Here is a 15,111-nt window from a genome sequence, read left to right as displayed (position 1 = left end):
TATCGGGAAATGAATATGAGAAAAGTAAACCGGTTGACAATTTTACTGTCGAGCTTGATTTTGTTGCAAACGGGTGCGTTGCGGGCCCATACAGAGCTCTCCGAAATCGTTCCAGCGGAGGGTGCCGTGATCAATATGCCGCTATCTGCATTGGAACTAAACTTTAATGCAGATGTTCGACTTTTGCGTCTGGCCCTTTTGCATGCAGGACAACACTCAATAGATATTGGATTTAATCCCACCGCCGACACGAAGCGTCAATTTGTTGTGCCACTGACAAACCTTCAACAAGGACAATACGAGGTGGAATGGACAATTATGGGGGCTGACGGCCACACGATGGACGGCAGCTCTGATTTCACCCTGACGTCGGACGCGATGTCTGCGCACGGCAATCATATGCAAAATATGCAGAGCGAGGACACATCCGATATGGGGCACTCCGAACACGGGCACGCTCACTGATATGAGCCCCTGGGATATCTGGTACTTGGTCAGTAAATTGCTTGTCCTGGTTGGCGCAAGCACTGTTTCTGGTGGTACATTCAGTCTTTATCTGAGCCGGGATTTCGGAGACGACATCAGCGGGCGAATGCGTCGCTATATCATCCTTGGGGCAATGCTTGGAGCTGTGGCGACAATGGTGACATTTCTAACGCAGCTCGGCGCAATCAATCAAAACGGGTTGCGTGGCATGTTTGATCCTCAAATGGCTTTGATCATCGGTCAGTCACCACTCGGCTATGCCACAGGGACAAGGTTCGCCGGTTTTACGATCGCGATTGCCGCGATGCTAATGTGGCAATATCGTGAACGATCTCGGCTCTACTACCTGTACGTTGTGTTTGGCCTTAGCGCTCTGGCATCACTGTTTTTTTCGTTTACTATGATGGGGCATATCGCCGAACTTGGCATTCTTCCCCGTCTGAGCATTGTGATTCATGTTGCAGCCGCTCTTCTGTGGATAGGGTCTTTGTATCCCTTGTGGCTTTTGTGCAACGCAGATGTTTCGAGTGCAAAGTTAAAGACTGTTATGGAAAAATTTGGTCGGTTTGCCATCTATTTAGTGGCTTTGTTGCTCACTGCGGGCGTGTATTTGCTGACTCAGCTACTGTCCTCAATCGACCAATTGTTCAGTACCCCGTATGGTCAAGCCATGCTTATTAAACTACTTGCTGTGGTTGCTCTGTTGACGCTGGGCGCTTTAAATAAATTTTTTCTTGTCTCTCGTCTGTACGTAGACACTGGCAGACAAAGTCTGGCTCGCTCTATTGGGTTGGAAATGGTAATGGCGCTGGGGATACTGGCCATGACGGTCCATTTGACTACGAATGTTGGACCTTAATGCCGTCCACCGTGCGCAAGGGGAGGAGGCATAAATTAAATCTCGAATCCGGCCCGACAGGCTAATCCGCTAATACAGGAGAGCGTTGACCATGGTATTCGACGACAAAAATGATCGCAAATCAAGCTACGCCAAAGACAGTTTAACGTTGGGCGGCATCGTGATGCTGGGCACTGGTGTCATGATAGGTGCAGGTATCTTCGCGTTGACAGGGCAGATGGCACAAATGACGGGCGTATTGTTTCCGTTGGCATTTCTGGCTGCCGCGGTAATCGTGAGCTTCAGTTCGTATTCTTACATCAAGATATCCAATGCCTATCCGTCTGCCGGTGGCATTGGTATGTACCTGCACAAGGCATACGGGAACCGACTACCTACCGCGTTCAATGCTTTGTTAATGTACTTTTCAATGGTAATTGCGCAAAGTTTCCTGGCACGTACATTTGGCGCGTATACCATACAACTCTTTGGCGGTGATGATACTGGTCTGATGATTCCTGTGTTGGGCGTGTCTCTAATAGTTGCAGCCTTTTTGGTCAACTTGTCCGGGAATCGATGGATTCAGGGTGTCGCCTCTTTTATCGGGATCCTGAAGATAGGCGGTATACTGATTTTCGGATTAGTGGGGGTATGGATAGCAGACAGCCTCGCTGTTGATTTCTCGAACTCAAGAGAAACAGGCACAGTCGGCAACTTTCTGGGCGCTACCGCTCTGGGTATTTTGGCTTTCAAAGGCTTCACCACGATTACCAATAGTGGCTCGGAGGTTAAGGACCCAACACGGAACGTCGGACGCGCCATAGTGATTTCCATTGCAGCCTGTGTGGTGATCTACACCCTGGTAGGCTTTGCGGTTGCGAGCAACCTCTCGCTTGCCGAAATCATCGAGACACGAGACTATTCGCTTGCCGCCGCCGCACGGCCAGCGCTGGGTGAGTATGGTGTGTGGTTCACGGTAGCCATTGCCATGATGGCCACTGCCGGCGGAATCCTTGCCAGCGTATTTGCAGTGTCACGTATGTTAGCCATGCTGACAGAAATGAAGCTTGTTCCGCATCGCCACTTTGGTATGCCCGGCAGTATACAGAAACACACACTGGTCTACACCGTAGTTTTGGGGCTGGTTTTAACTGCATTTTTCGATCTGTCCCGAATAGCTGCGCTGGGTATTGTGTTTTACCTGATCATGGACATTGCCATCCATTGGGGAGTGCTGCGTTATTTACGCGAGGATATAAATGCCAATGCTTGGGTGCCTGTTGTGGCGATTCTGCTTGATTTGCTCGCGCTTGGTGGTTTCGTCTGGGTTAAGCTGAACACGGACCCCTTCGTAATCGGGGTTGCAGTTGTTGCAATGATCGTGATTGCAGTTGCCGAGCAAATCTTTCTCAAGAGAACTTCGGAGGCACGAGATGCCGGGGGTGACGAATCTCATGAAGGTCATCACTAAAAACGAAAAATGAAATGGAGGATAGCACCATGATGGGGAATGAAATGGCGGGAAATACAATGTGGGCAGAACACTGGCTGTGGATGCTGGTAATCGCAATTGTGGCTGTGATCCCGGCGTGGCGTATATGTCAACGTACAGGGTATCCAGGTTTTTTAGGATTTTTGATACTGATACCCTTGGTGAATCTGGTTCTGTTGTACTTTCTTGCTTTTGCTCAATGGCCGGCGGAGAAAGCCCGGCGACATGATGAGTGAATAACCTGGTATCTAATCGCTGAATTAATAATGATCAGCGAACGTAACGTAATATTTATCAAGGAAACATCTGGCATGGAAATCAAAACGTTTTTCGATCTGATCGAATGGTCCCGCTCATTGCATGCGCAACTGGCGCAATGCCTGTCACACTGTGCGAAATTGCACCATGAAGAGCGCACGGCCATGCTGCTGGAGTATCTTGCGTCCTGTGAAACTGCCATGGAAAAAATGGTGGCTGGCTTTGAACATCAGGCTGATCCCAAGGCGGCAAAGACGTATGTCTACGATTACATTCCTCATAATCCGATTAAGACACATCTCGATTGTGATGATCACTACGCGAAAATGGATGCTGATGCGATCAGCGCTGAAGTCATCGATTTTCATGAGCAAGTCATTGAGTTGTACCGCACTCTGCTGCGCAAGGCAGAGATCCCAGAAGCTGCAGAGCTGATGCAACTGCTGCTCGACATGGAGGAGAATGAAACAAAGCTGCTGGTTCGGCAACTCGGACGGATGGATGATTTGTAAGCGTGATTACTGATTCTGGCAACACGACCCCCAATTAATCACGGTTTTCGGAACTTAGCAGAGCCAAGGCCTATTCAGCTGAATTTAACAGCAGCAGCGGGGCGAAACCACCCCCCGGTGTGCGGAAATTGGTTGTTTGCCCCTGATAGAGCCGCGCTGCAGCCAATAGAACGGCGCCCTTGTAGGTGTAAAGACGCACATCAACCTTGAGCATCTGCTGTTCTCCATCAACCAAAACCACTCGTTCCGAAGGAGGTACATAAGCCTGAGCGATATAATCGCTGTCAAGAATACGGGCAAATGTACCTTTGGTCAGCTTGCTGCCGCGGTAGACACCTTTGCTGCCATGACCTGCCACCGGTTTAAAAAACAATTGCTTTCGCTGCTGCCAAAGCTCATCGGCGTTGGTTGCATTCACTTGCACGGTGCGCGGTACGCCATGCTGTAGGAATTCAGAATGTTCGCGGCTTAGCCCCCAGTCGAGCAAGGTATCACGATCAGATAACAGTGCCAGGTTACGCTTGTCTGCGCGAAGCGCATGAACAAAAGGATTGGGCGTGATGACAGCGCTGCCGTCCAGCCATGCCGAGCGCAGGGCCGCCTGCTCAGGAGCTTGCAGTCCGAAATCCACAAGGCGGTTATATACCATATCGATCCGTTTGTCGCCGCTATACAGTGCGCCATCCTTATACCGGAGATCTGAGGGAGACAGTATTAATGCATCGAACCCATTGTTCCGCAACAACTGTTGTGCCAGTCTGAATTCGGGATACAGGTACTGTTCGGCTGGTTGCTCGTCCACTATGGCTATTGTTTTGGGTCGGCCGATGCCGCGCTGTGCGCGCCATTCACTGTCGAATTGCGCAACCACGGCAGAGTCAAAGCTCTCCGCGCCTGATATGCGTGTTGATGCACCACAACATTGAATCTGGGCATGTCCCATTACGGCGTTGAGGAATGCGCCACCGGCATTGGTATTTACTTCAATAAGGCGAGGACCATCCGCTCCCAAGTGGAAATCGTAGCCCATAAATGCGCCTGATGGTCCCGAGTCGACCTGCGCGCTCTGTGGTGCCCACGATAATACACGACGACGATAGTCGGGGAGTGTGGCCACAGCTTCCAGAGCATGGACAATGCCTTTCATTTGTTCCAGTATCTGCTCACGGATAAACACTGCGGTGCTCGAGAAAAATTGCTGCCAAGCAGCGCTGGAGAGGATTTCGTCGGCGTTGTCACCCAGTTGATCGGCAATATTGTGAACGATTGCTGACTGGTCAAGTGTGACGCAAATGCAGTGCTGGTTCAACCTTTCCGCTTCTGCTCGGTCTGAAGAATTATCGATAGAGTACAAAGCCTGCTTCTCCTGGAAACTGATGCAGAGAGGTATTGTACAGCTTTTGTCGTAATCACCCCATTGTTGCGCACAAAAGTCGGTGGCTCAACTCCCTCAGCATTCAGAGTTTCAGTTTATTGCATAGTCACAATTCCAGCGGTATGCACGAGAGTGAGTTCAGTAACACTTACTTATATGGAGACCGCAAAATAGAAATTTTACTGCAAGCACTGTTGGCTAATTCAATAATGCCCCTGACGCCGATGCTGGCCGAGACCTTGCCAGGCGGACAGCGGCAAACGGGGGAATCAGGGGCAAAGCCAAGACCATCGCATGCATGATGACAGCGTAAAGGCGAGCGCATAGGTATGGAGAATGAGGAAAGACGGGATCATATTGAGTTAATGCAGGGCATGACGGAGCAGAAGATGGAAAACGCAGAGCAGGAGAGCTGCGAACACTGATCACCGCCTCTATCAGACCATGAAAGGAGCGCTAAAAAGACGAACTCGGTCATCTCATATCATAGCTGCGTTCGTTCTCCCCCTGTCTTGCGGTCAATAATCCCGCGCGATTAGCTTGGTTTGCACGGTAAGAGGGCGGTGTAACCAAGCATGTGTCGGCGCGCCAGCCACATTATCACCGGTGACAACAACAGCCACTGAAACACAGGGGTCAAACCCACGTCAAGCATCGGGATAATTGGCATAGAGTCGGCATACGTCCATCGTTCCAGTGGACCAATCGCTAGCCATTCTAGGACGACAGTGACGACGAGAGCCGTGATAATCAGGACGACCGCAGGTTTTCGATCGCCTCTGAGCAGCCATTGTCGGTTACTGCAGGTTACCGATGCCAGCCAGAAGCTGATTAAAAGAATCACGACATCACCGCCTGTGGCGCGTGTACATAACCAAACCACCGAAGCGTGGGATGCCTCTGCCATTCCGCTATACCAAGGCACCTGAAGCATTTCCCATAAGAAATGCGTCAGAAACCCGAACCCCGCTAGAGGAAGCTCTGGAAAACGGGGGATGTATCTGTGTTCCGGACCGTCGATTGCGTCCCCGAATACTCTTTTGATCATACCTTTCTCTGTTTGGTGATTCCCTTCCGGTTTACTCATTGAAGGCTTTTTTCGAAATGATCAAGTAGCTACACTTTTAACAGCAATGCGCCCGGTCTTGAAGCTCACGTGTTGCTGCCACGCGCCAGATTTAGTTGGCCAGAACAAATGCCGTTGGAACCACGACAAGGAAAAAGCATTATGGGCGTCAAAAAATTTCAATGTCTGTCTTTTGAGGACCAGAGGTACAAAGGGACAAACAAGACGGCAATATACCAACCGTACAGATAGACTTCTATCAATCCAATTAAAAATCCCGTCCACGTAAGCCATTCAAAACCAGGTAGCAACGGTGCCCACGCCTCATACATGCGCATCTGTCCCGGGGCGACTAGGCCAAAGCCAACGCACAGCAGGTAGCTGATTACCAGCAGAAGTGACAGGGTGTTGCCTAACGGGATGATACGCAAATGGATCCCAGGTGCGTTCGAACTGTTCATAGCTAGTTTCCTCTTTTCATTGTGGTGAAAAAGTGTACTCATTATTGGGTAAATGTTGTTTCAGTCATTGTTTCTTTGTCGATTCATTCACGAGCCTAGTGGTTTAATTGGCGAAGAAAGCCCTGCTTTATGGGTAGGATCTAGGACAGCGTCGCTAGTGTGCATTAAGGCAATACCAAAAATGATCACAATGATTCCCAAGATCTGGACGAGTTGCAGCCGTTCATCAAAGAACAAATAGCCAATAAGCAGGCCAAGCGCCGGGGTCAGGAAGCTGAAAACGTTCAGTTGATTCAAAGGCGCACGAGCCAGTAGCCCGAACCACAAGAATACCATGGCGGCTGTCGCCAAAGCAGATAGAATGAGCAAGGAACCGGTGAATCGAAATGTCCACCGAATATCCCATTGTTCACCGCTGATCGCAGATGCAAGCAAAAGTATTCCGCCGCCTATTAACAATTGGACAGCCATGGGTGCGGCAATTGATCCCCCGCCACGCTTTTTTAACAGGATGTTGCCAATGGCCACTCCAAAAGCGCCCATAAGAACCCAGATGATTCCCCACAAAAAACCGGCATTGTTATTGCCAAATCCGGACCAAGAAAGCAAGGCGACGCCCAAAAAACCGACGAACAGCCCGGCTATGCCCTTGGTCTTCAAAGTTTCCCCCAGCCAAGCGGCGGCGATTGCCGCAGCAATCAATGGCTGCGTACTTGCCAGAACAGTTGCCAGCCCTGGAGACAGATGACCGGCCCCTAAAAACATGCCGCCAAAGCCCATCGCCGTGTACGACAACCCGATGAGGCCCAACTGGCCAGTGTCCTGGAGGTTAAAAAGATATGGCTCGCGCACGCGCTTTACCATGTACACCGCAAAAAGTATTCCACTGGCCAGAAAAGCACGCAAAGCAGCAAACAGCAAGGGTGGGGCATCCGGTAGCCCGGTCACGATGAACGGAAAGCAGATGGCCCAAAGCAGAGTAACCACTAGCATCCAGGCAACATTGGTAAATTTTGGATAGGTATTCATAATGAGTCGACCGAATTTACGGATAGCCGGAAGCAGAACAAGTAATCGTCAATCTTGACTTGTGCCCACCAGACCCGCGTCAGTTGAATAACGTGATTGTCCAAACTTTCTTACACCCTTTGCACGTGCAGCTGAAATGTGTCGTATGTAGAATTAGACTTGGCATATTTTTGATCGAAATCGACCTCATCCAGACCATATAATTGGCCAGTCTCTGCAATCGCTGCGCTCAAATTTACGGCATTAGCCGGTTCAAAAAGGCCTAGGTGACTATTAATGAGTTTAACTGCCGAAACACTCAGTCGATACTCATTGTTGCTCATTGTCAGGCTCCTGGCAGCTAGCTTGATCGATATCCGGAACACAAAACGGTAACCCAGATAGGGAAGCCATGATTTTTCAGGTATCACGATCACAGTTTTAGATCCACTTGCCTGCGTTTTTCTTCCATGCGGCGGCAAGAAGCCTCTTCTTCATTTTGGTGATTATGCCCAACGTTGGCATGATCATGATCGTGCGCATCGCAGTGTGCCTTGTGCATGCAGATGTGCATCAGTGGGCAATGCGGCATAATCATCAAAGGCAGATACTGAAGGACTTGGCGCCATGTTCAGCGAAGATAAAGCATAGCACTGCACCTACGAGAATGCTCGTTGTAATGCCGTGTAGACTGTGATCATCACCCTATATTTGGTCTTTTTTTCATAGAATATTTTCTATATGGTCCATTAGACGGGGTTTTCACTTTGGTATCAAATCCGTCATATAGACTATATCCAGCCTCACCCGCTTTGGACGCAAAAATTACCGATCACCGACAGGGAGTTGGTGGTCATGGCAATCGTCCCCCCCCGATCATGGAATGTATCAGCCCTTGGTATGTTTCATTTTGTGAACTACAAAGCTTTGTCTAAGGCGTCAGTCAAGGTCCATTAAGCCTTAACTACAATTTAGAAATCGGACGCTGTAGAAAGGTCTGCCATACCTGCCCTTCGTGTAGGCTTAGAGACTGCGATTCCCCAATGTGCCGAAGATTTTGTTGTGTGAAGGAGGAAGTCGCCAATTCGGCATCTCGAAAGCACATTACGTTGAGAACCTGTTGGTCGCTTCTATCCTAGAGTGCTATGCTTGACAAGCATCCATACCCCCATGCCGAGCATCATGAGGTTTTCCGTGAGTGATATAAAACCCAATGGCACATTGCTTTCGCCTCCGACGCAAGCACATTTGAGTTCTCGTTTCTCAATATAGACGGCTTTAAAAACCGAGATGGCACCTACTGTGCCTATGACCAAGGCGATGGGGATCGAAACAAAGTTTAGCACCCCGGCAATCATAAGCACGCCGGCAATACCCTCTCCGTAGGGGTATACGTACCCGTACGGTACCCATTTTTGGGCTAGAAGATCATAGTTAAGGAACATGGTCGAAAAACTTTCCACATCCCGAATCTTTAGATACGCAAGAGCACACATTGAAAACGCGATGAACCATTCAAAAGTGCGTAGGGACAGCCATTGTCCTTCAGCGATCGAAGCTGCTCCCAATGCCATCAGGAAAGTAGTGGTAAAAAGGCTGATAACAGGCCAATAAGTTGTTTCGTCCTCATCTGTGGGTTCTTTACCAAAATAAGTCTGTAGTTCATCATAACCACCAATCCGGGCGCCATCGATAAATGTCTGTGGGGTGGTATCTACATCGTGTTCGGCCTTGAATGCCTCGATTTCTTCCCGGTCTTTTAAGTGGTGGTCTTCCACCTGAAGTCCTTGAGTTTTCAGTAGGTGTTTCGATTTTAAGCCGTAAGGACACACATGGTCCTCCGTTACCATTCGGTACAGTTCAGCTGTCTTGGAGTCTGACATTTGTGATTCCTCCTTGTTCGACTGACTTAGCAGAATAAATAGTGTTAAGACGGCTTAAACAGCCTGATTATAACGATTTTATTCTGTCTTAAACATGATCTGGAGATTACAAAAATGTAATTTTGAGGTAATTCTTTTTTCATAAATTAATATGGTATTTGAAAGTGGACCGGCAATTGGCCAAAGTAGGAGCGCTGAGAGGATGCATAAAATGCTTCTCGAAAGGGTGAGAAGGTCCATTCACCTTCGCGCATGGGCAAACGCGCTCAATCATGGCTCGTTCGTCTCGATAGCGGATCTGGATCATACGATTCCAGTTCCTGCAGTCACTTCCCACCCTATCAACCCGAATGGCCGTGGTGATTAGGCGGCCGGACTTAGCCTCACAGTTTCGACAATGCACTGTCACCAAAATGCCGACAGTAGTGATTTACTTCAAAGCCTGTGATAAGTGCCCAACTGGTCATTGCGACTAAGGCTCTTTTTCGACAAATCACTGTGCGTCGGCCTGTTCAATCTAGGGAATAGTTGGGGCCACCAGGTCATATTATATAAATACTATGAGTCACAACGCTTGCGATATGTTCTATACCGTGCCGGGACCACTGCTAGCGCGGCTCTCATATGCATTTTTCGGCGTCCCCGAAAAGGCCTGATAAGACTGGTAATTCCGCTGGTATAGCAACCCCTATACCTGTGTCGTGAGTGGTTTCGCCTTTGTGGATTCTGGTTTTTGAACCTTTGAAATTTTTGCTGACGGTTCTGCCGCTTTGCGCTGGGAGCAACGTGCGTTCCGACGAGTCAGAAAACAGGATTACACGTTCATTACAGCAATGTAATACACGGGTCATCCTAAGGTCAGAAACTTCGTTCTGCGATGACAATGTACAAGTCTAAGTGCCGCTTGGGAGTTGGGTATGGGTCGATTCAATGCGGAAGCGACGTGACAGGATATCTGGCCAATATTGACGGTTGACGGCGTAAAGGCTACAGATCGAGGGGCGTGTAGTGTTGAGTACAGAAACTTGATGCCTGTTAATGAAAATTTCTTGACCTGTGTCTTGGACACAGGTGTAAGGTTGCAAAAAGCCGGATAAAGTCTTTGGATTTTCTCTCGGGTTTGGAACTGATGATTGACTCATATCAAGGCAAGGAACAGAGCTTCGGGGTTAATCTGAATCTTGCGATAGTCAGACTGAGCTGCGAGGAGGGCTGTGTGAAAGTTATCGAAATGGCCAGGCGTTTAGGAGTTACGGCCGATACCGTGCGGTTTTATACCCGGATCAAGATTCTGAAACCGGGTAAGAACAAAACCAATGGATATCGGGAATACAGCGAAAGTGATTACAACCGCTTGCGATTCGCGCTAAGTGCACGGCAACTGGGCTTTTCCGTTGAGGATATTCAGGAAATCTTGAACCACGCGGATAAGAAAAAGTCTCCTTGCCCAACCGTGCGCCGCTTGATTGAACACCGCCTGAATGAAACTGAGCAACGGTTCGCGGAGACTCAGCAACTTCGGGAACGCATGCAACAGGCCGCGATCGAGTGGAGCCAAAAGCCGGATAAGGTGCCGACCGGCGATATGATCTGTCACCTAATTGAAGAGTTTGCTCAGTAAATTAACATAAGGTTTTGTCATGAATACACAGAATTTCGAGAGTCCTACCCATCACCGGGACGGCTGTTGCTGCGCCAGCAAGTCATCCACTGTAGATACTACTGGTAGCAGTGTTGGCTCACATAGCGATATCCCCCTACAGCGATTACAGGTGCAAGGCGCCACATGCGGTGGTTGTGTAAAAAGCATTGAGCAAACGCTACGCACTGTTTCCGGCGTAAACGATGCGTGTATGGACCTGGCGACGGGTGTCGCTTCGGTCGTTGGCATGGTCGAGTCTAGCGCTCTGATAGAGGCGTTGGATCGAGCGGGTTTTCCTTCGACCCAAATCAATTAGTTTATGGCTGATGGTTGGAGTAACTAGCAGTTGGTAAGCCTATGCATGCTACAGGCGTGAAATCTGGTTTGTTAGCTGCTTAATAAATTGAAAAGAGATTGCCTCTTCCGTAAAAAATGGTCTGAAAATTGGAGAGATACATGGATCACCCCACAGCATTTCCCTCGTCGAAATCAGTCAACAGCCCGAAAAGTAAGTTCGTTCAACTGATAGTGCCAGGCATGGGGAGTAACCACTGCGCTGGTCTGATCACCACTTCGGTTGAGCGGCTGCCGGGTATCATCAGCCTCACCACCAATATTGCCAATCACCGTGTCCAGGTTGAATTCGACGCCAAGCTGACCAGCGACAACCAGATCCGCAGCGCCATTGAAAAAGCTGGCTACGACGTGGATAGTATAACATCCATACCCTCCAGAAAAATCGGCGAAGCCGTATTCATGGTACCAGGCATGGGTAGCGATCACTGTGCTGGGCTTGTTTCCAGCTCCGTCAAGCGCCTTGCTGGCATTACTGATACTTCCACCAATATTGCCAATCACAAGGTGACGGTTCGTTTTGATGTGGCAACGGTGGATGCGGAAAGGATCAAAGTTGCCATTGAGAAGGCGGGATACGAAGTGGCAGGCGTTAGTGAAAGCCGGGCCCAAGCGGACACAGCAGTGGACGAAGCTGTAGAGGAGCGCTACCTCGACCAGGCATGGAAGCGCCTGTGGTTCGCCGCCATACCCACCACCCTGATCATGGTGCTGATGATGGTACACATGCTCTGGGTGCCGGTGTCAGGCTATCTGGCCTGGGTGGCCCTGCTCGGCTTTCCCGTGGTGTTCCTCCGGGGTGGTTGGGCCACTCACCGCTCATCTTGGCGCTCCCTCACCAACCGCACCGCCAATATGGACGTGCTCATCTCCATGGGCAGCCTGCCACCCTATCTGATTGGACTGGTGGGATTTGTTTATCCCATGACCTCCTTTATTGAGATGGCCACCACCATCATGACATTCCACATGCTCGGCCGCTACCTTGAAACCCGGGCCAAGGGTAGAGCGTCGCAGGCGATCAAAAAGCTGCTGAAGCTCGGCGCCAAGACCGCCTCTGTGTTGCGGGACGGGCAGGAAGTTGAAGTCCCGGTGGCAGAATTACAAGTGGGAGACATCATGGTGGTCCGGCCCGGCGCCAAGGTACCGACCGACGGCGAAATCGTCGAGGGTAGCAGCCATTTGGATGAATCTATTGCCACCGGGGAGTCAGTGCCGGTGGAAAAAGGGCCCGGCGACGGGGTGATTGGTGCGACCATCAACAAGGAGGGCATGCTTCAGGTGCGGGCCACCCGGGTGGGTGCCGATACCTTCCTGTCACAGGTCGTCGGGTTGGTGGAGCAGGCACAGGGTTCAAAGGTGCCCATACAGGAATTTGCCGACAAACTGACCGCAAAATTTGTCCCGGGAGTTATTGTCATCAGTTTGACGAGCCTTGTGGTGTGGGTGCTGTTCGCTGAGCCGCTGCGACCAATTCTCTACTGGGGTGCCGAGTTCCTGCCTTGGGTCAACCCAGAGCTTTCGCCCCTAATGTTGGGGGTTTTGGCGGCAATTTCCGTCTTAGTAATCGCCTGTCCTTGTGCCCTGGGGCTGGCCACTCCCACAGCCATCATGGTCGGCTCGGGACTCGGCGCAGAATCCGGTGTTCTGATTCGCTCCGGCGAAGCCATCCAGTCGCTGAAAGATATAAAGGCCGTGGTCCTCGACAAAACAGGCACCATCACCAAAGGCGAACCGGCACTTACCGATGTCATCGCCACCGCCGATTTTAATGAGGCCGATGTACTTAGGTTCGCCGCATCAGTGGAAGCTGGCTCCGAACACCCTTTGGGACAATCGATCGTGGAGGGCGCCAGGGAAAAGAACCTGGAAGTTCCCACCGTGAGGGATTTTCGAGCCATCACTGCCCGTGGTGTGGAAGGCCGGGTCGACGACCAGCTCATTCGCGTCGGCAGCCGCCGGCTTCTCAATGAAGCGGATATCGAGCTGAGCGACCTGGAAGAGGCCCTGGTTCGGTTGGAAAAAGAGGGCAAGACCGCCATGCTGGTGGCCGTCGGACACCGCGCGGCCGGCATTGTCGCCGTGGCCGATACCATAAAGGAAGACTCGAAAGCTGCCATTGCCGCTCTTCACCAGTTGGGCATTCATACCGTCATGATCACCGGGGACAACGAACGCACCGCACGACACGTCGCCGATCAGGTGGGTATCGACGAGGTGCTGGCGGGTGTCTTGCCGGAAGGCAAGGTAGACGCCATCAAAAAGCTGCAGGACAAATATGGCCAGCTGGTGGCCATGGTGGGCGACGGCATCAACGACGCGCCGGCACTCAAACAGGCCAATGTGGGCATCGCCATCGGTGCCGGCGCCGACGTCGCCATCGAAGCGGCGGATGTCACCCTGGTGAAAGGCGAACTGTCCAAGGTGGTGGAAGCCATTCGCCTGTCACGGGCGACCTTCCGCAAGATAGTGGAAAACCTGTTCTGGGCCTGGTTCTACAACCTGGCGGCCATCCCCATTGCCGCCGTGGGCCTGCTCCATCCCATGATCGGGGTGATCGCTATGACCATCAGCTCCCTGTCGGTGATCGGCAATTCTTTGCGCCTCAAGCGGGTAAAACTGAATGTGGATAAATAATCTGACAACCGGTAAACAGTGCCGACCAATAGGCGGAACATTTCAATTTCATTAATGAGGTGTGACATGGCAACCCAAAAACCATCGTTCTGGTTGACCCCCAAAGGTCTGGCCGCCTTGGGTTTAATTGCAGCGGCAAGCTATTTCCTATTGATTGAGCACCGGCAGCACGTCTGGCAGTTTTTGCCTTTCTTGATTCTCTTAGCCTGTCCGTTTATGCATTTATTTATGCACGGAGGACATGGGGGGCATGGCGGTCATGGTGACCATGGCCAGCACGAGGATGAATCCGAGCACGATGCCTATCAACGTGGTTTGGAAGAAGGCCGCCGAGAAAACGAAAATCGTCACCACCATTAACCCAATACATTACAGGAGGAGAAGCATGCACGGTGAATCTGCTTACGGCCTTTGGACGCTGGTGATACTCAATTCGGCGATATTTATCTTCTTTGCCTTCAGCTTTACCAAGCCGCAAACCAAAACCGACTGGCGAAGCTTTGGCGCTTTCTCGGCGTTTGTTATTGCCCTATTTACTGAGATGTATGGCTTTCCATTAACCATTTATTTTCTCTCCGGCTGGTTGGCGGAAAAATATCCTGGCATTGATTTTCTGTCCCACGAAAACGGCCACCTGTTGCACACGTTGCTTGGTTTTGAAGGCAGCCCACATTGGGATCCGCTGCATATCGCCAGTAATGTTCTGATCATTTTGGGTTTCTTTTTGCTGGCCTCGGCGTGGGGTGTACTGCACAAGGCGCAGCAGACTCGGTCGCTAGCGACTACCGGCTGGTATGCCCGTTTCCGCCACCCGCAGTACACCGCATTTATCCTGATCATGTTTGGATTTCTGTTGCAGTGGCCGACGATCCTTACCGTGATTATGTTTCCGGTTCTGGTAGTGGTTTACGTGCGACTCGCTAAGCGTGAGGAGCGCATAGCATTGAAGGAATTCGGTGATGACTATCGCCGCTATATGGAAGTCACGCCGGCATGGATTCCGAAATTAAACGTCGATAGAACTGTTTCTAACTAATGAGGGTACTCCGATGAAAAAACTAATCCCCCCCTATTGGTGTAACGATGATGGAGCATGAAT

At 50.6% G+C, this 15,111-nt stretch carries 15 protein-coding genes; 10 read left to right on the top strand and 5 right to left on the bottom strand.

What is annotated here, in order from left to right:
• Positions 1 to 15 precede the first annotated feature (15 nt).
• From QGM61_RS00195 to QGM61_RS00175, 5 genes are all read left to right on the top strand, one after another.
• Positions 16 to 465: a copper resistance protein CopC gene (locus QGM61_RS00195; RefSeq protein ID WP_070116100.1), complete on the top strand. Its 450-nt coding sequence runs from the start codon at positions 16 to 18 to the stop codon at positions 463 to 465.
• Position 466: 1 nt separating this feature from the next.
• A complete protein-coding gene (locus tag QGM61_RS00190) occupies positions 467 to 1,345 on the top strand; it encodes a copper resistance D family protein (protein WP_237133478.1) in 879 nt (292 codons plus the stop codon).
• A 163-nt stretch (positions 1,346 to 1,508) separates the two neighbouring features.
• The gene (locus tag QGM61_RS00185; RefSeq protein WP_237134623.1) at positions 1,509 to 2,795 is read left to right on the top strand and encodes an APC family permease; all 1,287 of its coding nucleotides are present in this window, start codon (positions 1,509 to 1,511) and stop codon (positions 2,793 to 2,795) included.
• 29 nt (positions 2,796 to 2,824) lie between these two features.
• On the top strand, positions 2,825 to 3,052 hold the full coding sequence (locus QGM61_RS00180) for a hypothetical protein (protein ID WP_068812465.1): 228 nt from the start codon (positions 2,825 to 2,827) through the stop codon (positions 3,050 to 3,052).
• A gap of 75 nt (positions 3,053 to 3,127) precedes the next feature.
• The gene (locus tag QGM61_RS00175) at positions 3,128 to 3,586 is read left to right on the top strand and encodes an ATPase (RefSeq protein WP_068812731.1); all 459 of its coding nucleotides are present in this window, start codon (positions 3,128 to 3,130) and stop codon (positions 3,584 to 3,586) included.
• A gap of 70 nt (positions 3,587 to 3,656) precedes the next feature.
• Here the strand turns inward: QGM61_RS00175 and QGM61_RS00170 are convergent, their stop codons facing one another.
• From QGM61_RS00170 to QGM61_RS00150, 5 genes are all read right to left on the bottom strand, one after another.
• Positions 3,657 to 4,940: a hypothetical protein gene (locus QGM61_RS00170; protein WP_281131447.1), complete on the bottom strand. Its 1,284-nt coding sequence runs from the start codon at positions 4,938 to 4,940 to the stop codon at positions 3,657 to 3,659.
• 1,266 nt (positions 4,941 to 6,206) lie between these two features.
• Positions 6,207 to 6,488: a DUF5676 family membrane protein gene (locus tag QGM61_RS00165; RefSeq protein WP_068812467.1), complete on the bottom strand. Its 282-nt coding sequence runs from the start codon at positions 6,486 to 6,488 to the stop codon at positions 6,207 to 6,209.
• 87 nt (positions 6,489 to 6,575) lie between these two features.
• Positions 6,576 to 7,517: a DMT family transporter gene (locus tag QGM61_RS00160; RefSeq protein ID WP_068812481.1), complete on the bottom strand. Its 942-nt coding sequence runs from the start codon at positions 7,515 to 7,517 to the stop codon at positions 6,576 to 6,578.
• A gap of 110 nt (positions 7,518 to 7,627) precedes the next feature.
• On the bottom strand, positions 7,628 to 7,840 hold the full coding sequence (locus tag QGM61_RS00155) for a hypothetical protein (RefSeq protein ID WP_070116098.1): 213 nt from the start codon (positions 7,838 to 7,840) through the stop codon (positions 7,628 to 7,630).
• A 786-nt stretch (positions 7,841 to 8,626) separates the two neighbouring features.
• Positions 8,627 to 9,379 carry a MauE/DoxX family redox-associated membrane protein gene (locus QGM61_RS00150; RefSeq protein ID WP_070116097.1) on the bottom strand — a complete coding sequence of 251 codons (753 nt, stop codon included), beginning with the start codon at positions 9,377 to 9,379 and terminating at the stop codon, positions 8,627 to 8,629.
• Between the two features lie 1,216 nt (positions 9,380 to 10,595).
• Between QGM61_RS00150 and QGM61_RS00145 the strand changes: the two genes are divergently transcribed.
• From QGM61_RS00145 to QGM61_RS00125, 5 genes are all read left to right on the top strand, one after another.
• Positions 10,596 to 11,000, top strand: coding sequence for a MerR family transcriptional regulator (locus tag QGM61_RS00145; RefSeq protein ID WP_068812738.1), 405 nt, complete (start codon positions 10,596 to 10,598; stop codon positions 10,998 to 11,000).
• 19 nt (positions 11,001 to 11,019) lie between these two features.
• Positions 11,020 to 11,337, top strand: coding sequence for a heavy-metal-associated domain-containing protein (locus QGM61_RS15300; protein ID WP_083264341.1), 318 nt, complete (start codon positions 11,020 to 11,022; stop codon positions 11,335 to 11,337).
• A 140-nt stretch (positions 11,338 to 11,477) separates the two neighbouring features.
• Positions 11,478 to 14,012 (top strand): heavy metal translocating P-type ATPase, encoded by a 2,535-nt coding sequence (locus QGM61_RS00135; protein WP_281131446.1) that lies wholly within the window; start codon positions 11,478 to 11,480, stop codon positions 14,010 to 14,012.
• Between the two features lie 66 nt (positions 14,013 to 14,078).
• The gene (locus tag QGM61_RS00130) at positions 14,079 to 14,372 is read left to right on the top strand and encodes a DUF2933 domain-containing protein (protein WP_070116095.1); all 294 of its coding nucleotides are present in this window, start codon (positions 14,079 to 14,081) and stop codon (positions 14,370 to 14,372) included.
• 25 nt (positions 14,373 to 14,397) lie between these two features.
• Complete coding sequence (locus QGM61_RS00125; RefSeq protein ID WP_281131445.1) at positions 14,398 to 15,048, top strand: methyltransferase family protein; 651 nt, start codon at positions 14,398 to 14,400, stop codon at positions 15,046 to 15,048.
• Positions 15,049 to 15,111 lie beyond the last annotated feature (63 nt).

The organism is Pseudohongiella sp. SYSU M77423 (assembly GCF_029911965.1).
Lineage (GTDB): Bacteria > Pseudomonadota > Gammaproteobacteria > Pseudomonadales > Pseudohongiellaceae > Pseudohongiella.
Note: the sequence above shows the minus strand (reverse complement) of the source record. Positions and strands in the feature narration are given on the sequence as shown.